The organism is Vibrio sp. Vb1554, from assembly GCF_033344235.1.
The window spans coordinates 1-21,537 of the sequence record NZ_JAWPOJ010000036.1 but is presented as its reverse complement, the minus strand read 5'-3'; the positions used below and the strand labels follow the sequence as shown (position 1 = coordinate 21,537).

21 protein-coding genes and 3 pseudogenes are annotated in these 21,537 nt (G+C 45.7%); 14 read left to right on the top strand and 10 right to left on the bottom strand.

The features are described from left to right. Window positions 1-12 precede the first annotated feature (12 nt). The 3 genes from nlpI (at window position 13) to R8N28_RS20975 (ending at window position 2,926) form a co-directional block, all read left to right on the top strand. The gene (gene nlpI, locus R8N28_RS20985; RefSeq protein WP_005380101.1) at window positions 13-933 is read left to right on the top strand and encodes a lipoprotein NlpI; all 921 of its coding nucleotides are present in this window, start codon (window positions 13-15) and stop codon (window positions 931-933) included. A 99-nt stretch (window positions 934-1,032) separates the two neighbouring features. Then, entirely contained in the window at window positions 1,033-1,455 is a 423-nt protein-coding gene (locus R8N28_RS20980) for a MarR family winged helix-turn-helix transcriptional regulator (RefSeq protein ID WP_005380103.1), read from the top strand. Between the two features lie 124 nt (window positions 1,456-1,579). Continuing rightward, window positions 1,580-2,926 carry an MATE family efflux transporter gene (locus R8N28_RS20975; RefSeq protein WP_318183406.1) on the top strand — a complete coding sequence of 449 codons (1,347 nt, stop codon included), beginning with the start codon at window positions 1,580-1,582 and terminating at the stop codon, window positions 2,924-2,926. Window positions 2,927-2,979: 53 nt separating this feature from the next. On the opposite strand, the gene R8N28_RS20970 is transcribed toward R8N28_RS20975, so the two are convergent. The 3 genes from R8N28_RS20970 to R8N28_RS20960 all read right to left on the bottom strand — a co-directional run bounded on the left by R8N28_RS20970 (window position 2,980) and on the right by R8N28_RS20960 (window position 7,065). After that, window positions 2,980-3,858: a U32 family peptidase gene (locus R8N28_RS20970; RefSeq protein ID WP_065275085.1), complete on the bottom strand. Its 879-nt coding sequence runs from the start codon at window positions 3,856-3,858 to the stop codon at window positions 2,980-2,982. A 20-nt stretch (window positions 3,859-3,878) separates the two neighbouring features. Next, the gene (ubiU, locus tag R8N28_RS20965) at window positions 3,879-4,892 is read right to left on the bottom strand and encodes a ubiquinone anaerobic biosynthesis protein UbiU (protein ID WP_065274795.1); all 1,014 of its coding nucleotides are present in this window, start codon (window positions 4,890-4,892) and stop codon (window positions 3,879-3,881) included. A 133-nt stretch (window positions 4,893-5,025) separates the two neighbouring features. Then, window positions 5,026-7,065 carry a bifunctional diguanylate cyclase/phosphodiesterase gene (locus R8N28_RS20960; RefSeq protein ID WP_065274794.1) on the bottom strand — a complete coding sequence of 680 codons (2,040 nt, stop codon included), beginning with the start codon at window positions 7,063-7,065 and terminating at the stop codon, window positions 5,026-5,028. A gap of 363 nt (window positions 7,066-7,428) precedes the next feature. Between R8N28_RS20960 and ubiT the strand changes: the two genes are divergently transcribed. Both ubiT and R8N28_RS20950 read left to right on the top strand, forming a co-directional pair. Next, complete coding sequence (ubiT, locus tag R8N28_RS20955) at window positions 7,429-7,956, top strand: ubiquinone anaerobic biosynthesis accessory factor UbiT (RefSeq protein WP_005394645.1); 528 nt, start codon at window positions 7,429-7,431, stop codon at window positions 7,954-7,956. Next, the gene (locus R8N28_RS20950) at window positions 7,940-8,443 is read left to right on the top strand and encodes a GNAT family N-acetyltransferase (protein WP_065274793.1); all 504 of its coding nucleotides are present in this window, start codon (window positions 7,940-7,942) and stop codon (window positions 8,441-8,443) included. Before ubiT ends, R8N28_RS20950 begins: the two co-directional genes overlap by 17 nt. Window positions 8,444-8,505: 62 nt before the next feature. On the opposite strand, the gene R8N28_RS20945 is transcribed toward R8N28_RS20950, so the two are convergent. Next, complete coding sequence (locus R8N28_RS20945; RefSeq protein ID WP_005380120.1) at window positions 8,506-8,952, bottom strand: hypothetical protein; 447 nt, start codon at window positions 8,950-8,952, stop codon at window positions 8,506-8,508. A 159-nt stretch (window positions 8,953-9,111) separates the two neighbouring features. Between R8N28_RS20945 and R8N28_RS20940 the strand changes: the two genes are divergently transcribed. The 4 genes and pseudogenes from R8N28_RS20940 to R8N28_RS20930 all read left to right on the top strand — a co-directional run bounded on the left by R8N28_RS20940 (window position 9,112) and on the right by R8N28_RS20930 (window position 11,135). After that, on the top strand, window positions 9,112-9,513 hold the full coding sequence (locus R8N28_RS20940; RefSeq protein WP_005380121.1) for a DNA polymerase III subunit psi: 402 nt from the start codon (window positions 9,112-9,114) through the stop codon (window positions 9,511-9,513). A gap of 12 nt (window positions 9,514-9,525) precedes the next feature. After that, a complete protein-coding gene (gene rimI, locus R8N28_RS20935) occupies window positions 9,526-9,981 on the top strand; it encodes a ribosomal protein S18-alanine N-acetyltransferase (protein ID WP_005380122.1) in 456 nt (151 codons plus the stop codon). A 285-nt stretch (window positions 9,982-10,266) separates the two neighbouring features. Beyond that, window positions 10,267-10,344, top strand: a pseudogene (locus R8N28_RS27480) (peptide chain release factor 3); the annotation flags it as partial. A 596-nt stretch (window positions 10,345-10,940) separates the two neighbouring features. Then, window positions 10,941-11,135, top strand: a complete 195-nt coding sequence (locus tag R8N28_RS20930) for a helix-turn-helix transcriptional regulator (protein ID WP_040523226.1) — start codon at window positions 10,941-10,943, stop codon at window positions 11,133-11,135. A 16-nt stretch (window positions 11,136-11,151) separates the two neighbouring features. On the opposite strand, the gene R8N28_RS20925 is transcribed toward R8N28_RS20930, so the two are convergent. Genes R8N28_RS20925 through R8N28_RS20915 form a run of 3 tightly spaced genes read right to left on the bottom strand, consistent with a single transcriptional unit; the run spans window position 11,152 to window position 13,641 of the window. Then, window positions 11,152-12,393 carry a tyrosine-type recombinase/integrase gene (locus R8N28_RS20925; protein ID WP_008845652.1) on the bottom strand — a complete coding sequence of 414 codons (1,242 nt, stop codon included), beginning with the start codon at window positions 12,391-12,393 and terminating at the stop codon, window positions 11,152-11,154. A 1-nt stretch (window position 12,394) separates the two neighbouring features. Then, the gene (locus R8N28_RS20920; protein ID WP_049874722.1) at window positions 12,395-12,664 is read right to left on the bottom strand and encodes a hypothetical protein; all 270 of its coding nucleotides are present in this window, start codon (window positions 12,662-12,664) and stop codon (window positions 12,395-12,397) included. A gap of 2 nt (window positions 12,665-12,666) precedes the next feature. Then, window positions 12,667-13,641 (bottom strand): ParM/StbA family protein, encoded by a 975-nt coding sequence (locus tag R8N28_RS20915; protein ID WP_000497805.1) that lies wholly within the window; start codon window positions 13,639-13,641, stop codon window positions 12,667-12,669. Window positions 13,642-14,105: 464 nt separating this feature from the next. Here R8N28_RS20915 and mobI point away from each other — a divergent pair, with 464 nt between their 5' ends. Beyond that, the gene (gene mobI, locus R8N28_RS20910) at window positions 14,106-14,549 is read left to right on the top strand and encodes a conjugative transfer protein MobI(A/C) (protein ID WP_000348526.1); all 444 of its coding nucleotides are present in this window, start codon (window positions 14,106-14,108) and stop codon (window positions 14,547-14,549) included. Between the two features lie 10 nt (window positions 14,550-14,559). Here the strand turns inward: mobI and umuC are convergent, their stop codons facing one another. Then, complete coding sequence (gene umuC, locus R8N28_RS20905) at window positions 14,560-15,732, bottom strand: translesion error-prone DNA polymerase V subunit UmuC (RefSeq protein WP_001142611.1); 1,173 nt, start codon at window positions 15,730-15,732, stop codon at window positions 14,560-14,562. 274 nt (window positions 15,733-16,006) lie between these two features. Between umuC and R8N28_RS20900 the strand changes: the two are divergent. Then, window positions 16,007-16,207 (top strand): annotated as a pseudogene (locus tag R8N28_RS20900) (Tn3 family transposase); the annotation flags it as partial. A 70-nt stretch (window positions 16,208-16,277) separates the two neighbouring features. Further along, window positions 16,278-16,982 carry an IS6-like element IS26 family transposase gene (locus R8N28_RS20895; RefSeq protein ID WP_001067855.1) on the top strand — a complete coding sequence of 235 codons (705 nt, stop codon included), beginning with the start codon at window positions 16,278-16,280 and terminating at the stop codon, window positions 16,980-16,982. A gap of 470 nt (window positions 16,983-17,452) precedes the next feature. Here R8N28_RS20895 and R8N28_RS20890 read toward each other — a convergent pair whose 3' ends face one another. Both R8N28_RS20890 and R8N28_RS20885 read right to left on the bottom strand, forming a co-directional pair. Further along, window positions 17,453-18,385 carry an IS5-like element ISKpn13 family transposase gene (locus R8N28_RS20890; protein ID WP_004235553.1) on the bottom strand — a complete coding sequence of 311 codons (933 nt, stop codon included), beginning with the start codon at window positions 18,383-18,385 and terminating at the stop codon, window positions 17,453-17,455. Window positions 18,386-19,058: 673 nt separating this feature from the next. Further along, window positions 19,059-19,700, bottom strand: coding sequence for a type A-2 chloramphenicol O-acetyltransferase CatII (locus tag R8N28_RS20885; protein ID WP_011751353.1), 642 nt, complete (start codon window positions 19,698-19,700; stop codon window positions 19,059-19,061). A gap of 185 nt (window positions 19,701-19,885) precedes the next feature. Between R8N28_RS20885 and R8N28_RS20880 the strand changes: the two genes are divergently transcribed. After that, the gene (locus R8N28_RS20880) at window positions 19,886-20,590 is read left to right on the top strand and encodes an IS6-like element IS26 family transposase (RefSeq protein ID WP_001067855.1); all 705 of its coding nucleotides are present in this window, start codon (window positions 19,886-19,888) and stop codon (window positions 20,588-20,590) included. A gap of 55 nt (window positions 20,591-20,645) precedes the next feature. Continuing rightward, window positions 20,646-21,071: pseudogene (locus R8N28_RS20875) on the top strand (Tn3 family transposase); the annotation flags it as partial. Between the last annotated feature and the right edge of the window lie 466 nt (window positions 21,072-21,537).

Genomic DNA, 21,537 nt, shown 5'->3' with positions numbered 1-21,537 from the left:
GAGTATCAATTAGTGAAATGGTTTCAAACCGCAATTTTATGTGTTGCTATCGCGCTGACCGGTTGTGCAAATACTTCTCAACAATCAGCACAAAAGTGGTTATATCCACCGATGGCGGTGCCACTTCAGCCTAGTGTTCAACAAGAAGTACAAATCGCGCGTCTCTCGCAGTTGCTACAACGTCCCGACCTTAGTGATGAAGTGCGCGCTAAAATGCATTATGAGCGCGGTAGCTACTACGACAGCGTTGGTTTGCGTGATCTTGCCCGTTTGGACTTTAACCAGTCTTTGCAGTTGAATCCTGCTCAGCCGGACATCTTCAATCTTTTGGGAGTATACTTTACCCAAGTAGGAGAGTTTGATGCGGCATATGAAGCGTTTGACTCGACCATAGAGTTGGCTCCTGATAATACCTATGCTGAGCGCAACCGTGCGATTGCACTGTATTATGGTGGCCGAATCGATCTCGCTTTAGAAGATATGACCAAGCATTATCAAGAAATGCCAACGGATCCTTTTCGTTCATTATGGCTGTACATCATCGAAGCTGAGCAAAATCCAGAGCAAGCAAAAGCCAATCTTCAACAGCGTTATTTACGAGATCGTAGTGAAGAGTGGGGATGGGTTCTTGTTGCCATCATGCTACGAGACGTCTCGGACGAAGACGCGCTTAAAGCAATTATGGATGGAACGAGAGAGAACTATCGCCTAGCTGAACGATTGACGGAAACGTATTTCTACCTTGGAAAGCGTAATCAGCTTGAAGGTGATATCGCAAGTGCCATCTCACTTTATAAGCTCGCGATTTCGTTCAACGTTTACGATTATGTTGAGCATCGCTATTCTTTCTTGGAGTTGGCGCAAATTTACGATCAATTACAGCAAGATAGATTGGCCAAGTTAAAGGCCGCCAAGAAGCTGGAAATTGAATGATTTAGAGCCGCTCGATGAGAGCGGCTTTTTTTATGATTGAACTTGATGAGTGACTCATTTAAAATAGTTAGTCTTGCTAACTAAGTGGTGGTGGCTTTTATGGCATTAGAAGAAAGCTTGATTGATTTAGAGCGTTTTTGCGCCAAAGCTTGGCGTGTCTATGCCAAAGAAGATCCATTATCACATCTAAGCTTTAATGAGTTCGATTATTTACGTGTGATTCAGGTTTACCCTGAGGGTGTGCGAATAACCGATCTTGCAGAAGAGCTGCAAGTGACTAAGCCTTCCGCATCGACAATGGTTGTGCGTTTGGAAAAAAAGGGTTTGGTGAAACGCATCGCATGTAATGAGGATGCTCGTGCTAAGCGTGTGTTGCTTACGGAAGAAGTCGCAGAAAAAATGTCTTTGGAGCAGGTAGTGTACAAAGATATCTCTGACCAAATGATGCAACAATTAAATCAGCAAGAAGCTGAGCAGTTACAAGCTTTATTGAATAAAGCGTTGAGTAATAAGTCATTTTAAACTAAAGCAAAGGCCTCAGCTGTATGGTTTAGTTTTTGTTGTTTCATCTTTCTTTTATTTAATTTAACCATTTAGTTAGCCTTGCTAATTAAATGGTTAGCTTTGCTAACTACTGGTGACAGTCATGCAAAACTCAATTTATAGACAGTTTTGGAAATATACGATTCCAACCGTCGCAGCAATGCTCGTGAACGGTTTGTATCAAATAGTTGATGGCATTTTTATTGGCCGTTATGTTGGCGCTGACGGATTAGCTGGGATCAATGTTGCGTGGCCTATTATCGGTTCGATCCTCGGTATAGGAATGATGATTGGGGTGGGGACTGGTGCGCTGACTTCGATCAAGCAAGGAGAGAACGATCATGAAGGTGCTAAGCGAATCCTAACGACCGGATTGACGTTGTTAGCGGCATTGATGCCGATCGTTGCTACAATATTGTTTTTGTTTTCGGATGAATTTATTCGCTGGCAAGGAGCGGAAGGGCGAGTGTTTGAACTTGCGCTGCAATATTTGCATGTTCTGATTGTCGCGTGCGTATTCACGTTGGGTTCTATCGCGGTTCCGTTTCTGTTGCGCAATGACGACAGCCCGAACTTAGCAACGATTTTGATGGTCATCGGTGCCGTTATTAACATTGTATTAGACTACGTATTTATTGCTTGGTTGGAGTGGGAGTTAACCGGAGCCGCTATTGCCACTGCACTTGCACAATTAGTGGTCACTGTGCTAGGTATTGGTTACTTCTTTACTTCAAAAGCAACATTACGCCTTCGTATCAGCGACTTCAAAGTTCAGGTTGATGCTGCACCAAAGATTATCATGATAGGTACATCAAGTTTCTTTATGTACGCCTACGGCTCTGTGATGGTGGCACTGCACAACGCGTTATTTGCTCAATACGGAAGTGCAATGTTGATCGGAGCGTACGCCATTTTGGGGTACATCGTGACGGTTTACTATCTGATAGCCGAAGGAATTGCGAATGGTATGCAGCCTTTAGTGAGCTTCAACCACGGTGCACGTAATCAGGAGAACATCAGAAAGTTATTAAAGGTCGCGATGGGGACATCTGTGCTTGGTGGGGTGGCGTTCGTTGTTTTGATGAACCTTTTTCCGTACGAACTGGTTGCGGTGTTTAATAATGCAGACCAACAGTTGATTGATAGCACGGTGATCGGGATTCGTTTACACATGTTTGCGTTGTTCTTAGATGGTTTTTTAGTTGTGGCGGCCGCGTACTATCAATCAGTAAGCAAAGGCAGCAAAGCCATGTTTGTCACACTAGGCAACATGCTGGTCCAGTTGCCATTCTTATTCATTATGCCGAAACTTTTCGGCGTGACAGGCATTTGGTTAGCTTTCCCATTGTCTAACATTGCATTGAGTTTGGTCGTGATCAGTATGTTGTGGCGAGATGTGAAAAAGCTGCTTAATGAAACTTCGGCTGAGCCAACAGTGCAAGCCTGTTAACAATGGCTGATAGAGAAAAGCGAGGTTGGGCCTCGCTTTTCTTTTTTGGGGAGCTAAATGTTTTTTACTTCTAAGCCAGCTAGCTGATGCCAATAGCCATTGCATTGGCGGCTTTCAAGTTTTTCAGGGTTGTCGCCGTGCTCGTTTGAGCGAAAATGCTCTAACTCAGAAAGTGTACTCACACCGAGAGGGCTTAATCGGACCACATCAACCAGGCCTTGCATACTTGGTAAGTCATTGATCAGGTTATAACAATACCCTGATTGTGTTTGAATGCCGTTAAGGTTAAAGACTTCTTGCCCTTCTTGGCTACTGACCTGGATTCCCGTAGGGTATTTGATACAGCAGGTTTCGCAATCGTCTTTCGCTCGGTTTTCAGCTCGGGCTGTGAAACAGCGAGCGGAATACGCTAAAGGCAAATAACCGTGGCTAAATACCTCAACTTCAAACTTGTTACGAATACCAAGCTCGTCACACTGAACTAAAGTATCGTTTAACCATTCGCGAGAGAGCTCGACAGGCATGCACCAACGCATCATACCTTGCTTCAAAAATAAGTTGAGCGTGTGTGCGTTATAAGTATTGATTGCAGGACCAACGACGAAAGGCACTTTATGCTCTGATGCCAATTGAACAGCAGATACGTCATTTGCCTCAATCGCGAAGTCACCGTTGTCGATGTACTTCTTCATTATGTTTACTTCACTCGGAGCTTCTAGTAGTGCCATCGTTGATAGCACCACTTGCTTGCCAGATGCAGACAGCTCTTTTGCGATTTCAAGCCAATGCGAAGGCTTCATTTCTCGACGTTTTGAACATACGGTTTCCCCAAGATAGATGATGTCCGCGGAGCTTGATTTCGCTTGTTCATAAAACGCTTCGATGTCTTGTTTTGGCCAGAAGTACAACAGCGGGCCAAGCGCGTATTTCATTGAATTATCCATCTTAACCTCTACTGCCATTTGCGGTGATAAGCACCAAGTGTGGTCTGCGTACCTTCAGACACGTTTGCCAATGCGGCATCCCAAGCCGCTTCGACTTGGTAAGCTTCTGGGTTTGCTTGGTAACGGTCAATCGCGGCTCGCCATGTTCGAGTGACTTGTTCTACGTAAGCAGGGCTACGTTGGCGACCCTCAATTTTTACGGAAGCCACATTTGCAGCAAATAGTTCTGGCAGCATAGAGAGGGTGTTCAAACTGGTTGGTTCTTCCAGTGCGTGGTAGCGTTTTTTCTCGCCTTCGATTTCTGCTTCGAAACGACCTTTACACAAGGTAGGGTAGCCCGCATTTTCACCGGCGCTGTAGCGATCGATCAAAATGTTGTTAAGGCGGGATTCCAGACCATTTTCTGTTTCTTGCCAGCGAACGTACTTAGCTGGAGAGCATGCTCCCACAGTGTTTGGAGACTCACCTGTCATGTATGACGATAGGTAGCAGCGACCTTCAGACATGATACAAAGGCTACCAAAAGCAAAGACTTCTAACTCGACATCGCTAGTGATGTTGCGTGAGAGCTGTTTGACCTGATGAATCGATAAAACGCGGGGTAGCACTACCCGTTTTACGTTGAAGTTTTGTTTGTAAAAATCAATGGCTGCGACGTTGGTCGCTGATGCTTGCACTGAAAGGTGTAGTTCCAGATGGGGATATTTGCGAGCCGCGTACTCCAGCACTGCAATGTCTGCAACAATCAGCGCGTCTACACCCAGTGCCGCTGCATTGTCTACTGCGTTCGTCCAGCGCTCGAAGCCATTGGGATGAGCGAAGGTATTCAACGCGACATGAATTTTTTTATTGCGGTCATGAACGTATTGCACCGCTTTTTCTAATTTCTTGCCGTTAAAGTTGAGGCCAGCAAAGTGACGGGCGTTGGTATCATCTTTGAAACCAATGTAGACGGCATCGGCACCGCAATCAATCGCAGTTTTTAACGCAGGCAGGTTACCCGCGGGACACAAGAGTTCCATATGCTCACAATCATTGAGAATAAAAAGGTGTCCGCATTTTATGAAGAATTATGAATAGCGAAATTGACCTAAGTTAGGTTTAGCTCAATAAAGTCGATATTTACCCCTTGCGAGTAAGGGTATCGGGTCGGGGTTAGTTCTTGTGACGACGATTCTGTACAAACAGCTCTTCAATTTCATGTTTTGGCTGCGGGCGATAAAAATGGAATCCTTGAATCGCATTACATTGAAGGTTAGAGAGCAGGGTCGCTTGCTGGTGGGTTTCCACCCCCTCGGCAACGACAGTTAAGTCGAGCGACTTACCTAGGTTAATGATGTTTTCAATCACAGTGACTTGTTTCGGTAGTGTGTCGATATCATTAATAAAAGCGCGGTCGATTTTTAGCTCGTCAATAGGGAAACGCGCTAAGTAGGAAAGAGAAGAGTAGCCGGTACCAAAGTCATCGATAGAGAGAGCGAAGCCAAGCTTTTTAATCGCATTCAACATTTGCAGTGTATGTTCGCTATCACTCATCACGGCACTTTCGGTTAGCTCGAAGGTAATGCAGCTTGGATCAAGCTCGGTAGTGCGAAGCAGCTTTTCCATAAAGTCGATCAGCTGTGGGTTGCCAAATTGCTCGGGAGAGAGGTTGATGGCGACACGGCCTGGCAGTATGCTTTGTTGCTTCCAACGTTTTACCGTATTGAAAACATCACGCATCACGACACGTCCAAGGTGTTCGATTAACCCAGCGCGCTCGGCGACAGGAATGAATGAGCCAGGACTAATGTACCCTTCGACTGGATGCTTCCAACGAACGAGCGCTTCTGCGCCGTTGATACTGAAGTCTCGCGCGTTAACCTTAGGTTGATACCACACTTCCAAACCGTTCTGCTGCAATGCTTTTTGCAGTTCGATTTCAAGCCACAAACGCATACGCGCTTCTTTGTTCATTTGATCGTTAAATTTGATCAGACGATTTCTACCACGATCTTTGGCTTCATACATCGCAGTATCGGCATTTTGGAGTAGGATTCGCGCATCTTGTCCGTCTTCAGGGTATCGAACGCTACCAATTGAACAGGCAAGGCGTTTGCTGAAGTGGTGTAAATCGAAAGGCTGGTTGATCAACGAGATAATGCGATCGGACAAAATTTCAGCCATGCGGGTATTTTCTGGCTCCGGCAGAATGACACCAAACTCATCGCCACCCAAATGACCAATAATCGCTTGGTTTGGCAGTAACCGTTTAAGACGGGCCGATACCTCTTGAATCACTTTATCGCCAATATGGTGACCAAGTGAGTCATTAATGTTTTTGAAGTTATCGATATCCAAATAGAACACCAGAAGCGGTGTTTGCTTTTTGATCAGCTGTTCCAAACGTTTGGTGAAGCCAAAGCGGTTGTAGAGTTTGGTGAGCGAGTCAATGTGTATGTCTTCATTCGATGCAGAAGACAGGTTTTTGGGCGCATCATCAGCATCTTGGATTAGGATAATTTGAGATTCGCTACCTAATATCGCCGTGGAATCCGCGTGTAGCTGAACTTTCCGTTCAAAGCCGCATCTTGCGCTGGTTAAGCAGACAAAAGGTTTGTCAGAAATTAATGTACTCAATCGATGACTAAATACCTTTTTACTGTTTTCATCGATGAATAAACGACTTAGCTCTTCGCCCAACAATTCATGAGGAGAGTTAAGTCCGAGAAGGCGCGCTGATGCGGGGTTCGCAGAGATGACAATATCATCTTCGATAAGCAGTAAGCCGTCTGGTAGCAGTTGTGTTAACTTCGCAAACTTACTTTCGGACTCTTCTAAGGAGCGAACGAGTATCTGCTTTTCTGAAGTATCGACAGCGTGAAAAACAACAAAGCGAATGTCGTTACCTTCAAAAACTGGCGAAAGACTAAAGTGAAGACTGGTTTCAAGGTCGGTTTCATCGAGCGTGATTTCGGCTTCGACATGTGCCCCTTTGAACGCGCGCTGATAGTATGGTGCAAGCTTCTTATAAAACTGTTCACCCAGCACTTGGCAATCGTTTAAGCCGACGATTTCCTCATGACTTAAACCTGCGATATCGCAGTAACGGTCACTTACCATTCGATAATTGTGTTTTTTATCAAGAATGGCAAAGAAGAAAGGGCTATTTGAGGTTAGCGTGGCAAACCAATGTTTTAATTGCTGGGAAGGCATTAGGGTATTACCGATCTCCAATGAGCCAGATTATTCGTCCGTGTATAAAAAGCGACACCCTGATAAGCCTGCGGCGATCTACCACCAAGCCAAAGTGTTACTTGCCATTAAAGGGCTCGCGGTTTTAGCTGTGCAGTCGACAATCACATGGATACGCTCAGATAACTATAACTTTGAAAATACGGTTGTAAAAGTGTTTATCCACCTGTTCGCATCAATAATACACGTAAGTTCAAAAAAAGAAGCGTTAGTGAGCAATAAACCACCAATCTAAAATAAGCACTTTATTGATACATAACAGTAATCTCATCGCCACGATTGCTTAATATAAGCAACCTAATGACAAAGTAACGGATAATGAACGTGTTAAACAAGATTCGCAGTCAACTAGTAAAGAACGCAGCTAATATTTTGCGTTCTCCAGTCCAGTTATTACCACAGCCAATTCAGCAAAAAGCGTTGCTGGAAGGGCTAAAAATGGTGTTTAAAGAAGCCTTGGAAGATGGTGACTTTGAGTTCCTTGAAGATAAGTGGTTAAAAGTTGCGATTAAAGACTTGAACTTAGCATGGTACATCAGCTATCAAGACGAAAAATTGGTGGTAGCTGAAAAACCAGTTCAGGAAGATGTGAGTTTTAGTGGTAATCTAAACGACCTAGTACTGATTGCTGGTCGTAAAGAAGACCCTGACACACTGTTCTTCCAACGTCGCCTTTCAATTGAAGGTGATACTGAGCTTGGCTTAGAAGTGAAAAACTTAATGGACAGTGTCGACTTAGAGCAGTTACCGAAAGCAATGCAAGTCGCTTTGAATCAATTGGCTGATTTTGTTCAGAAAGGAGTTCAAGCGCCTGCACAACCAACCGGAGTAGCGAATGCTTATTCGAACTGAAGCCCCAGCGGACATTCTTACCATTGACCGCTTATTGAAACACGCCTTCCCGACGGAAGCTGAAGCTGAGCTTGTGATGCGTTTGCGCGAAAACAGCAAATTCACGCTTTCCTTAGTCGCGTGTACAGATGAGGGAGAGGTGATAGGCCATGCTTTATTTAGCCCTGTGACCTTAAATGGTGAAGATTTGTCATGGCAAGGGCTAGCGCCATTAACTGTTCATGAAGATTACCGTCGCCAAGGCATCGCTGCAGAGTTGATCAAAGAAGGTTTTGATTCACTGCGTGATTTTGGCTATCCAGTGTGTGTGGTGTTGGGCGATCCTGATTATTACGCGCGCCAGGGTTTTCAATCATGCGACGAGGTGGGCTTTGAATGTGCTTGGGATGTCCCTAAAGGTGCATTTCGAGTCGCAGAGTTGGTCGAAGGTCAATGTGCTGGACGCTCCGGACGCATAGACTATGCGCCAGAGTTCTCTGAACTGTAAATGAAAGAAGCCCACGACTAAGTGGGCTTCTTTCTTATTCACTGAAAACTGAGATAGGGAGGTTAGGATGACTGGTTACTTTTCTTTTTGCCCCAGACCTCTATTTTCGCTTTTTTACTTACCCCTAGCAGGCTAAGTTTTGTGCTTCCCCAGCTACTGTAAGTCATTTCAATCCGTTTTAGCTTGGCTTCTTTTGTACCTGGAAGGCTCCAGGCACGAGTCGACAATCCGCTTGTTAGTACGCCCATAGAGGAAAGCTTTTTCTCACTACCATCTGTCATGACGACTTTTAAACCATTCATGTCTACCGTTCCTTGCACACATTTTAGTTTTATTTTACTGAAGCTTCGGTTTCGGAATAGGCTATTTGGTGTCACGGTATCTGTTTCTGTATGAAAGTTAACGGTTTTCGTTGCAATCAGCTCCCACTCATCGCTGTTATTAGCAAAAACACTCACGCTGGTGGCGGCTACCAGTGTGCAAAGTAGTAGCGTATTTAAGAATTTCATAATGTACCTCATATGTCATACCCAATGTGTGGCCGTTGGCAAAACGCTATGTTCAGGAATATCCAAATCATCTCATTGTGTTCAGGTGTTCCTTGAAGTCCTTTAGGTATAATCGCGATAATTTGATAGGATTGCCCTCGTTCAAATAGGTGACGGAAAATGTCAATTAACGAGAAACAGTATTTACGTGAAATGGGGATCAGCACATGGGAGCTGGTACACCCTGAAAGACTGGAAGGCTATCAATCGCCATTATTGGATTTGCAAAGTTCATGTAAACTCCTATTGGTATCGCCAATATGTCCAGAAAACGAGACGGCATTGATGTTTGAGCGCGTATTAAAAAGCATTAAGCTCACGCTTGATGATGCGCTACACCTAGAGCCTGAGCGCTTATCCATGCTGGGTGAACATCAGCTAGAGTGGGTGTGGTTTGCAGGCTGTGAGGCTGATCAAAGCATCAAGGCAAAGCACCTGACCTCGCCACTATTACAAGATATTGATGGTAATAACGAACAGCGCCGCGCATTGTGGCAACAAATCTGTTCGTACTCTTCTTAACGGAGCTAATGCGTGACAATTGAAATTACGCCGATGCGTGCAGAGCACCTCGACCAAGTTTGGCAAATCGAGCAGCAAGCACATTCTCACCCTTGGGCCGAATCTTTGGTTCGTGACTTATCCAGTCGCGGTGCTTGCCATCACGTGATGCTGGAAGGCTCTCAAGTGGTTGGTTACTTCTATGGACAGAATATTGTTGGAGAAGTGACACTATTAAATATTGCAGTAGCGCCTTCTCAACAGGGCAGAGGGCTAGGGCAAAAATTGCTGGACGCGTTTATTGAATACTGTGAACAAGCCAAAGCAGAGAGTGCTTGGTTAGAAGTGCGTGAAAGTAATCACCCAGCTATCCATATTTATGAGCAAGCAGGTTTTAATGAAGTGGACCGTCGTTACAACTATTACCCAGCTAAATCGGGAAATGGTAAGGAAGACGCCATTATCATGAGTTACTTATTTTTGAGTTAGTTTTAGGCCGTTACTAATTACCTCATCAACACTTATGCTTTAAATGCGTATCCGGATTCGAGGCTTTTGAATATGTAATAATAATTTTTTGAATTTTTACATCTCTTTGTGTGGATCTGGCTTTCCCTTGTTAGTTGCAGGTAAAGGCTGGTGAGCCGAGTAAATTCAGTTCATGTCTTTCCAGTTTGCTAGCACAGCGATAATAAGCGAGAATACCGCACAATATCGAATAGTAGATATGCTTGCCTATTTTGTGAGCATGAAAGTAATTTAGAAGATTAACTAATGTCAAATCCCCTTTTTTTAGGCGAAGTGTCTAAGCGCAGAACGTTCGCTATTATTTCTCACCCTGATGCCGCCCAGCCTTTCAACGCTTAAAACCACCTTTCATTGCACACCACAATCACATCTCTACGTACTGAATTTAAAGGCTTTTTGTCTTTTTCTCGTTTCTTTGCTTTTCAATGATGTTCAAGCGTAACCTCGGAAAGTGTGTACAAACTTGAGTACAAATTCCGTTTTAGAGGCCTTTGGCGAAAATTCCATGACACAAATCTGGCTGTAGGCCTTGTGGTTACTGGGTTTGATGAAGAAAGTGCCTTCTGCTTTTGGTACTTTGGTTTCGACATTACAAAAGCGGAATAAATGCGATCATCTCTAGTTTTATGTTTGTAAGCTTATGAATTTAAAGGGTTCGTCATTGTGGTTTTTGATGTGTCATCGTTGCGAGTGTACAAACAGTGTGTACAAATTTTTCTCGTTAGGCATGTTGATTGCTATTCATGACACAAACCGCCTTGTAGCCCTTGTTATTCATAGGTTTGAGCTGAAAAGTACCTAATAGCAACATTTGTGTTTCGATAAGGCTGATCTTCTGAACAAATCATGCATCTTTCTGACCATCAACTAGTGATGAATCAGGCGATGATAGCTTTACATTGATTTTCAGGAGAATGCAGATGACAGCAGTAGCGCACCAGGCAACCCCTTTTCTAACATCTTACGAAGTGATGGCTCGTTACCACATTAGCTATACGACGCTCTGGCGAAGAATAAAAGATGGCAGCTTGCCGCAACCTCGCATCAACCGAAATACACGAAACAAGCTGTGGCACATTGAAGACTTGGAGGAGTATGAGAAGAAAGAGGACTGAGCCTCTTTCTTTTATTTTATTGTCCGAAACGCCAGTTGAATGAAAAGCCTGTCGGCTCGATGATGGTCTCTAGCTGTTGATACCAAACGTCGTAAGCATGACGCATTTCATCCAGGTACTGATATTGGTTGTAGATAGCATCCAACCCTTTTTTGCTGTGGCCAATCATCAACTCGGCAACTTCTTGCGTGGTGATGGCTGACATTCGCGTTCGCATCGTTCTGCGAAGATCATGCATAGACCAATGTTCCATCTCAACACTAAGCGATCTGCGAGCCCAGATTTTCACATTGTTAGGAATAGTGGTATCAAAGCCATTTGTGGCAAGCTCTTCTTGTCCGTTCGCGGGAAACAAGTAAGTTGATTTGCTCATCTGCATCGCTAGTTCAATCAGCTCAATAGCTGGCTTAATCAATGGCCGCATGATCGGCGCTCCAATTTTCTCACCTTGTTTGCGGATCTCTATGGGCACTGTCCACATTGCAGATTGCAAGTCAAAGTGATGCTTTTCAGCTTGAATGAGTTCGCCCTTGCGCCCTCCCAATAAGAGAAGCAGTTTTATGTAGATGCGATTCTTCTCAGTGATTTTTGACTCATGCAAATAGCGCCAAAGTATCCTGATCTCGTTGTCATTTAGCACCCGAGTTCGTTTGCCTTTCTTACCGCCGACCTTCTTTGCAGTGATCCCAGCGGCAGCGTTAATTTCCAAAATCTGTTCATCTATCAGCCAGTCATAAAACTTATGCAGCACAGACACTAGACGTTCTGTGTTTGACGGAGACGCTTCCGAAACCTCACGAAGACAGTTTCTTAAGGACAATTCATTGATGTCAGTTAATGGGTACTTACCAAGTCGGGGCAGCAAATATATTTCACTGCTGCGTTTTTGGTAGTGCCACGTTTTCTCCTTTAGCCCTTGCTTACCGGCAGAGTCTATCCAGTCTCGAAAAATCGATTCGAAGCTTTGATTGGCAGAATACTTGGCCCGTTCTTGCTGTAGGTAGAGCTTGGGGTTTCGGCCTTGATCAAGTACTGCCCTTAACCTATCTAGCTCATTCCTGGCTTCAGCAAGCTTCATAAGTGGGTAAGTACCTATGTCTACCCGTTGTTGCTTGCCATCGAAACGATAACGAAACTGAAAAACAATTTTGCCCTTGGGTGATACCCGAGCACTTAGCCCATCTCGGTCGGCTTTTACTACGGTTTCTTTTGCTTCTTTATTTAACCTGGCATCGAGCCAGCTAACTGATAACGCCATGTTATAAGCCCAGCCCTAGTTTTGATTTTAATGATTGTTTACGTGATTCTGCTTTGGGTTCTGGCGCTGTACTCATAGAAGTCACTTCACCATCTGGTGCATGGCCATCCACCGGTGCAGATGTCGTGGATAGATTGGGTTGGCTCATTTGAATTAACCCAAAGGTGGCCAGCATCCGCAGACGCTCAGCGCGTTCCCGTGGCGGCGTCTTTTCCAATTCTTTGAGTAGTTCAGGGTGGCTCCCTGGGGGAATGTTGACGACAACTCTCATAATCAGGCCCCATAAAACCAGAAGCCTCGGACGTTCGCCAAAACAGACTGTTCCGGCACGATTATCTTGCTTCGTGAAAAAATCTCCTTGGCCGCTTCCTTATAAGCCATGGCTCCACCTCCGGCGATCAATACCAAGTCCGCATTGATGCTTTCGTCACGCATGGATTGGCGCATGGCTGTAAGAGCAACAGGCGCTACCTTTTTCATGGCAGCATTCAGATAAGGTGAAATATCGACTTTTTCTCCAAATAGCAGGACCTGTAAGTCGCCAGTTCTCATGGCTTTTTCAAGTCGATCCATTCCGACTTTGGCACCGTGATCTTCTGAAATCAGCTTATCGATGGTTTCCAGTAGCACGGACATTGCCTGAAGACTGGTTCCTGATGAGCTGTAGCGAATTTCTCCGGCCTCAAGGGCAACCCAGTCAACAGAAAAAAAGCCTGGATCTATGACGACGACGCGACCTTCTTCAATCAAGCCCAAATCACCACCTGTTTGAACTAGATCCATATAGGCACCGGCAGGCTGCGGCAGCACTTTGACGTCATGAACGGTGATGCTGCGTTTAGGCGTCACTTGATGGACACCTTTTAGGCGCTTCACAAGGTCAGATTTACGTTGTGGTTCATGAAACTGGGAAACCGGTAATCCAGTGACAACCAAATCGATGGATTCTGTTTCAGCCATTAACAAGGCGGCATGAAAAAGTGCCTTATAGGTTTTTGTGGTGGGATATTCCGGGTGAAGCTCTCGTTCCCAGCCTTGAAGGCGTCCAGCAGGAACACCAGCGGCCCAGCGCTCATTATCGACTGACACATACAAACAAGTTTCATCATCGCCTCCACCGATACGCTCTGGCATACGATCCGCAGGACCGGCACCCGCAGGCAGAATAATGGTTTTCGGTTCACTGCCTGATTGGCCAATTGCCAGCTTCAGGTTTGAGTAACCGATATCTACGCCTAGTACAAACATACTTATCTCCTGTGCACTCAAAGTGCTCTAACGGTTTTCAATCAACCGCACTGGCCACGCTTGGGCATTTCCAAGTGCTCTGGCGGTTCACTCAAATGTCATTATCAGGATTCGGTGCACTGGCGGTGGGCAGAAAGGTGACAAATCCTTTCATCTATCTGCCTGTTGCATTTTCGCAAAAGTATGAGAATAGGCTCTGTTTGGCGGCGGATGACCTAGTCAAAAAAATCGAGACGCCAAACGTCGTTTGCATTCTGGCCTGAACTCGCCAAACGGTTTGTATCTTCATGACGATACGTCGTTTTAGGCGTTTTTAAGTGAAATCGGGCTGTATCCCTTGTCAGGTATGGGATTGCGCGAGTTGATTTATATCGAGACGCCAAACAGTGATTGTTACGGCAGTTTTACGTTTGGCGTTTCGATCCAAAAGCCAAACGGATAGTGGTTTTGGCTTTTGGGGTTAATTGGATGGGGAAATTGGTTTGGTAGAAATCGTCAATGAACAATGGAAAGCAGAGGTATCAGATTTACTTCAGCAAGAAACAGACAGGCTAAAAGCGCTGGCACGAGCTGAAGTTGATGACTTTTGGGTTACCCATTACAAGGTTCGAGAGAATGAGCCCTTTAAAGACTGGGGTCTGCTTGGTGTCCGTATCAGAGACTTTAAGTATGGCTTTGGCATAGAGTGGTACATCAACAGTTTTCACGGTCAACGAGGCAAGCGCGTAGTCTTTAGCAAGGGGCTGCGTATATCAAAGACGAAGCTGAGATACGCATTTTTGGACTGCCAAGGTCTAGCCAAAGAATGGGAGTTAGCGCTGGCCATGGAGAAAGAAGAATTCTTCAGTGATATTCGACGCCAGGTTGATAAGCTCAACATGCTGCGTCGCAGAGTGAATGCATATTGAGTCAACTGCGCTACTTCACTCGTGGTAACTGGTCCCAGCGTGTTGTATAAGCGGGAGACAAATGCTCTCGCTTCATCGACCAATCTTTCTTCGTACCTTGTCCAGCAAAGAAAACCTTTCCGGCACCACTTTGGTTAATGGTGTCCAATACAGACATTAACTGTTGGCTATTAGCGCGGGTCGATACGTCATCGAATAGTCCTGGTTGAAACATGCCAGGATCGTAAAAGTCAGACAGCATGACGCCCGCTTTGGCATAACGAAAACCATCCTTCCAAATTCGCTTGAGTAAGTGATTGGCCAGCTCGATAAAATCCCGCGTATCGCAACTGGGGATCAGTAACTCACCGGATGCGGAATTGCTGTACTGCGGCTCGTTGTCCTTAAAGGGGCTGGTTCGTATAAACACGGTCATCACTTTGGCTTGCTGCTGTTCTTTGCGTAGCTTCTCAGTGGCGCGGGTTGCGTATTCGCATACGGCCTCACGTAACAATTCAAATTGCGTTACTTTTGCGCCAAATGAACGGCTACAGACGATTTGCTTCTTAGTTGGCGGGATCTCTTCAAGTTCAATGCACGACTCACCATTGAGCTCTCTGACGGTTCTTTCTAAAACCACCGAAAACTGGTCTCTGATGGCTCTAGGAGAGGCATTGGCGAGATCTAAGGCTGTGGTGATACCCAACGCATTTAAACGCTTAGAAAGCCGTCTACCAACGCCCCAAACATCATCAACCGGAACTAATGCGAGCAATCGACGTTGCCGTTCTGGATTGGTCAGGTCTACAACGCCCTGAGTGGCTGGATACTTTTTAGCGGCATGGTTTGCCAGTTTGGCGAGTGTTTTAGTCGGTGCAATGCCTACACAGACGGTGATCCCAATCCAGTGGCCTATGCGCTCTCGCACTTGTTGTCCGAACTCGACAAGAGATATGGCAGACTCAATACCGGTTAAGTCCAAAAACGCTTCGTCAATGGAGTAAACCTCTACTCGTGGTGCCATCTCCTCCAAAGTGCGCATCACTCGACTGCTTAAATCCGCATACAGCTCATACAGTTGGCTAAGAATTCCCGCTAAAAATAGACGAGTAAGTGAGCAACCATTCTGCCGCATGGGTTGCTGGCGTCTAACACCAGAAAAATCACCCAGCCCAACCCGCTGTCTATTTTTTAAGGTGGGCATTCATCTACATGTCTAATTTTTTACCAATTTGATCGCTAAGATGTACTAATTTGATTACCGAGGGAGACTGACGGACTAATTACTTAGGGGCTTAATCGTACAATCTCCACTCGACACCACACAACTCACTTCTGGACATTTCTGAGTTGCATTTTAGCTAATTTAGAAAAACATGAATTAGATAAAGTATGGAAATTTCAAATCAATATGAGGCGGACATGAAGAAATTGAAAAAAGTAGCTTAACTGGGTTGGTCAATTTTGGTTGACCACGTCATGTTCCGGTGAGTACGCAAGTCATTGGCGCTAACGAATATGAAGGTCACTTTGCTTTTGACTTACTCTATAACAACTCTTCAGATATACAGCCTAATACCTTATCGACCGATACGCATGGTACCAATAATGTTAACTTCGCTATATTAGATTTCTTTGGTTACACATTCGCCCCTCGATACGCGAAAATGAAAAAGGTGTTTTTTGGGCACTGTTGCAAATAGTCGGTGGTGATAAACTTATCATCCCCTTTTGCTGATGGAGCTGCACATGAACCCATTCAAAGGCCGGCATTTTCAGCGTGACATCATTCTGTGGGCCGTACGCTGGTACTGCAAATACGGCATCAGTTACCGTGAGCTGCAGGAGATGCTGGCTGAACGCGGAGTGAATGTCGATCACTCCACGATTTACCGCTGGGTTCAGCGTTATGCGCCTGAAATGGAAAAACGGCTGCGCTGGTACTGGCGTAACCCTTCCGATCTTTGCCCGTGGCACATGGATGAAACCTACGTGAAGGTCAATGGCCGCTGGGCGTATCTGTACCGGGCCGTCGACAGCCGGGGCCGCACTGTCGATTTTTATCTCTCCTCCCGTCGTAACAGCAAAGCTGCATACCGGTTTCTGGGTAAAATCCTCAACAACGTGAAGAAGTGGCAGATCCCGCGATTCATCAACACGGATAAAGCGCCCGCCTATGGTCGCGCGCTTGCTCTGCTCAAACGCGAAGGCCGGTGCCCGTCTGACGTTGAACACCGACAGATTAAGTACCGGAACAACGTGATTGAATGCGATCATGGCAAACTGAAACGGATAATCGGCGCCACGCTGGGATTTAAATCCATGAAGACGGCTTACGCCACCATCAAAGGTATTGAGGTGATGCGTGCACTACGCAAAGGCCAGGCCTCAGCATTTTATTATGGTGATCCCCTGGGCGAAATGCGCCTGGTAAGCAGAGTTTTTGAAATGTAAGGCCTTTGAATAAGACAAAAGGCTGCCTCATCGCTAACTTTGCAACAGTGCCGATTATTCAATGCTGCCGGGGTTCGTGATGATGGGAGTCACCGCCGCTTTGTTGGCTTGGGCTTATGATCTGCTGCTCGGCCTATTGTCACCGGCTGACATGGTAAACACTCTTTAATTACCAGGGAGGTTGCTTAATGGGTTCCATTGATGGAAAGGCATTGTCAGAGATTGGAAGGCGTTCTAGGGCATCTGGCGATTATTGGGAGCAATTATTGGGTTTGGAAGATACGGCCAGGCTAATGCAAATCAGGATTTCAGATCTTAGGGAAGGTGCGATTTAATCAGTCATGACGATCCAGAGCCTGGATATCCTCCTTACGCGGCAAAGTAAGCACCCCAGTTTGGACAATATTTAATCTCCCCCATCAACTCAGGGTAAGCAAAATGTCACTGCTCCACTGATATTACAATGATTTTCACGACATCCCCGCCAGTTGTCCCGCCCGCACCAAATTGCACATTGCAAACAGCATTGAAAGCCGGTTGTGGTTCTTCATCAGTCCCCGTAATCGTGTTTTGCTGAAACCAAACTGGCACTTCAGTATCCGGAAAGGATGCTCAACCTTTGCCCTAATACCTGCTTTCACATATTCATCATGCAGCGCCTGCTTATTCAGCCGGGGATGCTGTCTGAGCTTTTTTACGGCATGAGGACCTTTGGCAATAAACCACTCTTTAACCCGATGTGTCAGAGAGTCCCGTTTTTCTGCCCCGCGATATCCGGCATCGGCGAAGACAATTGCTACCGGCTCCGTAATCAGGCTATCCGCCGCATTCAGGTCATGCACATTTGCCGCCGTGGTCACTACTTTTTCCGTCAAGCCTGTGGCCGCATCAACAGCAATATGAGCTTTCATACCAAAGTACCACTGATTTCCCTTGCGGGTCTGATGCATTTCAGGATCCCGTTGACCGGCTTTATTTTTTACGGAACAGGGAGCGGAAATAATGGTCGCATCGATAATGATGCCCTGACGTAACATCAGTCCGGCCTGCTTCAGTTTCTGGTTAATCAGTGCCAGTATCTGTTCTCCTGCATGATGTTTCTCCAGAAAATGGCGGAAATTCATGATGGTTGTGCGATCTGGCACCGTGTCACAGATCCCCGCAAATTGACGGAACGGCAGGACATCATGCAGGGCGTCTTCAGCCGCTCCGTCACTGAGGTCAAACCAGAGTTGCAGGCAGTGGATACGGAGCATAAGCACCAGGGGGAAAGGCCGTCGGCCGCGACGGGATGACGGATAGACGTGAAGCAGCTTATCAGCAATATCCTGCCACGGCACCAGAACATTCATACGGTCAAGAAAACGGGATTTACGGGAGGAATAGCTGGAAATGGCAGGCATTGTAAACAGCTCATGATAAAGAAAGCTTTATGTTCTCACATATGACGATTAAATCGCACCTTCCTTAGCAGATCGTCTTACTTTATTTATAACATCAAAAAATAAAACTAAAATATATACCTGTTCAGCTTAACTTATTATATACCTTCCTGATGAAGCCGGACGATATGTTTATACTGAACAGAAAGAATGCCAACCAGAATATTATCTTCTGTTATACATGGCGGTTTATTTATTGTTTAATTAAACATATTCAGGCATATTTCTATACCATCATGATGTTTTCACTGGTGTTACTACTGGTATTAATACTAATGTTAATACTACAGGTGCTTTTACAGCATTCTGGTATTGTTTAAAACGACTGTCGCAGCAGTCTTTCTGGTGTTGTAAATACTATTATTGTAAGTGCTATTACTATAAATACTATTATTGTTATAACTGCATCTGGTGTTGTTACTAACTTATTACTGTTATTGTTACTGCTTTCTTTATTACTATTGCTGTTCGTCTTTGCTTGTTTTTTCTTATTAAGGATATTACCAAACTACGGGAGCATTATCGTACAGTGATCCTGAACCATTCTGAAACGAGATTACACATCACGACGAAAAGATAAAAAAAAGCCACCATTCCTTCCGGATACAGTGGCTTAAATAAAGTATTAATTAACTTATTTCAGTATGTTATCACACATCATCTGAAGTGTATTAATAAACCTGGCTGCATGAAAGCCATCACAAACGGCATGATGTACCTGTACAGAAACAGGTAATAATACGCGGTTATCTTCCTGCTGAAACTTCGCCATAGTAAACACCGGAGCAAAATAATCATCATTACCGGTGATATTCAGGTTAAATCCGTCAAAACTCACCCAGGGTAATGATGATATATTCAGGTGGTTCTCTGGTAACGCTCCCTGCGGGAACAATGCAGTATTATGCTGATATTCTGCCATCACCGCATTATAGCCCGCCATAAATTCACTGATATCCGGACAATAACGGCAGAAGAGCGCAGAAAATGTTTCAGTCTCTTTATGAAAAACAGTAAATACAGGATCGGTCTGATCCCAGTAAATCAGTGCATTATCTTTCATTGCCATCCGGAACTCCGGAAACTGATTAACAACCCGGGAGATCAGATAAATCATCACCGGATAAAATTTATAATCCGTTTCCGCCAGTGCGGTACGCAAAGCTGTAATATCGAGTTTTGTGGTCAGGCTGAATCCGCATTTTATCTGCTGACGATAAAGAGCAAAATGTTCTCTGCGGTTCCAGGTGTTCAGATCAATTCTGGTAAAATTCATGTTTATTCCTTCTGATTAATAGCGAAAAATATTAATAATCAGAAGGCAGTCTGGTTGTCTCAATGGGCAGCATCCCGTCCTCCGTAAGCCGCTTGGTACAGAATAATGATATCAGATTCGGGGGCACTGTTGCAAATAGTCGGTGGTGATAAACTTATCATCCCCTTTTGCTGATGGAGCTGCACATGAACCCATTCAAAGGCCGGCATTTTCAGCGTGACATCATTCTGTGGGCCGTACGCTGGTACTGCAAATACGGCATCAGTTACCGTGAGCTGCAGGAGATGCTGGCTGAACGCGGAGTGAATGTCGATCACTCCACGATTTACCGCTGGGTTCAGCGTTATGCGCCTGAAATGGAAAAACGGCTGCGCTGGTACTGGCGTAACCCTTCCGATCTTTGCCCGTGGCACATGGATGAAACCTACGTGAAGGTCAATGGCCGCTGGGCGTATCTGTACCGGGCCGTCGACAGCCGGGGCCGCACTGTCGATTTTTATCTCTCCTCCCGTCGTAACAGCAAAGCTGCATACCGGTTTCTGGGTAAAATCCTCAACAACGTGAAGAAGTGGCAGATCCCGCGATTCATCAACACGGATAAAGCGCCCGCCTATGGTCGCGCGCTTGCTCTGCTCAAACGCGAAGGCCGGTGCCCGTCTGACGTTGAACACCGACAGATTAAGTACCGGAACAACGTGATTGAATGCGATCATGGCAAACTGAAACGGATAATCGGCGCCACGCTGGGATTTAAATCCATGAAGACGGCTTACGCCACCATCAAAGGTATTGAGGTGATGCGTGCACTACGCAAAGGCCAGGCCTCAGCATTTTATTATGGTGATCCCCTGGGCGAAATGCGCCTGGTAAGCAGAGTTTTTGAAATGTAAGGCCTTTGAATAAGACAAAAGGCTGCCTCATCGCTAACTTTGCAACAGTGCCATATTACAGGCTCTGACGGAGTATAATCGACTGGTTAAAGCGCAATATTTACTTGACTACATCGACGATGCCAGTTTGCGGCAGTACGTGCAACGTGCCCTGAACCGGGGAGAAGCATGGCACTTCCTTAGACGAGCCATTGCGTCGGTGAATGGTGATCAGTTCCGTGGCAAAAACGAGTCTGAAATCGCTATCTGGAATGAATGCGCAAGATTGCTTGCCAACGCGATCATCTACTTCAACTCCGCGATACTGAGTCATCTTCTGGGACACTTTGAAGCGAGAGGAGATGAAGAGAAAGCGGGTATCACTCGTGCTGTTTCGCCCGTTGCGTGGCAAAATATCAACTTAAGCGGAACGTATAACTTCACTAATACTGGGAAATTGCCCAATATTGGCGAAATAACAAGGCCGATAGTGGATGATTAGGCTCCAAGCTGAAAGTAAACCACCTCCGCAGCCATTTATTGGTGTGGTCTACAGAGGATTATGTCTTTTTAGAGGGGAAAATCCCTAGAACCCCACCTTGAGACAGAACGCGCCTTGGTCAGAATCCCAGTCGCTGGGCGGGTTTGCGCCTACGCTCTTGACCCCCACGAGGTCTGGAAAGGGTACGACAACGCCAAAGAATACGCGGCCTTCGTGACCAAGACGCTGGTCAACAAGGACGGCGATATTAAGCGCCGGATCATGTCGATGTTTAGCCCAGAGGAACGCCCAGACGACAGGGAGTGACGGGCACTGGCTGGCAATGTCTAGCAACGGCAGGCATTTCGGCTGAGGGTAAAAGAACTTTCCGCTAAGCGATAGACTGTATGTAAACACAGTATTGCAAGGACGCGGAACATGCCTCATGTGGCGGCCAGGACGGCCAGCCGGGATCGGGATACTGGTC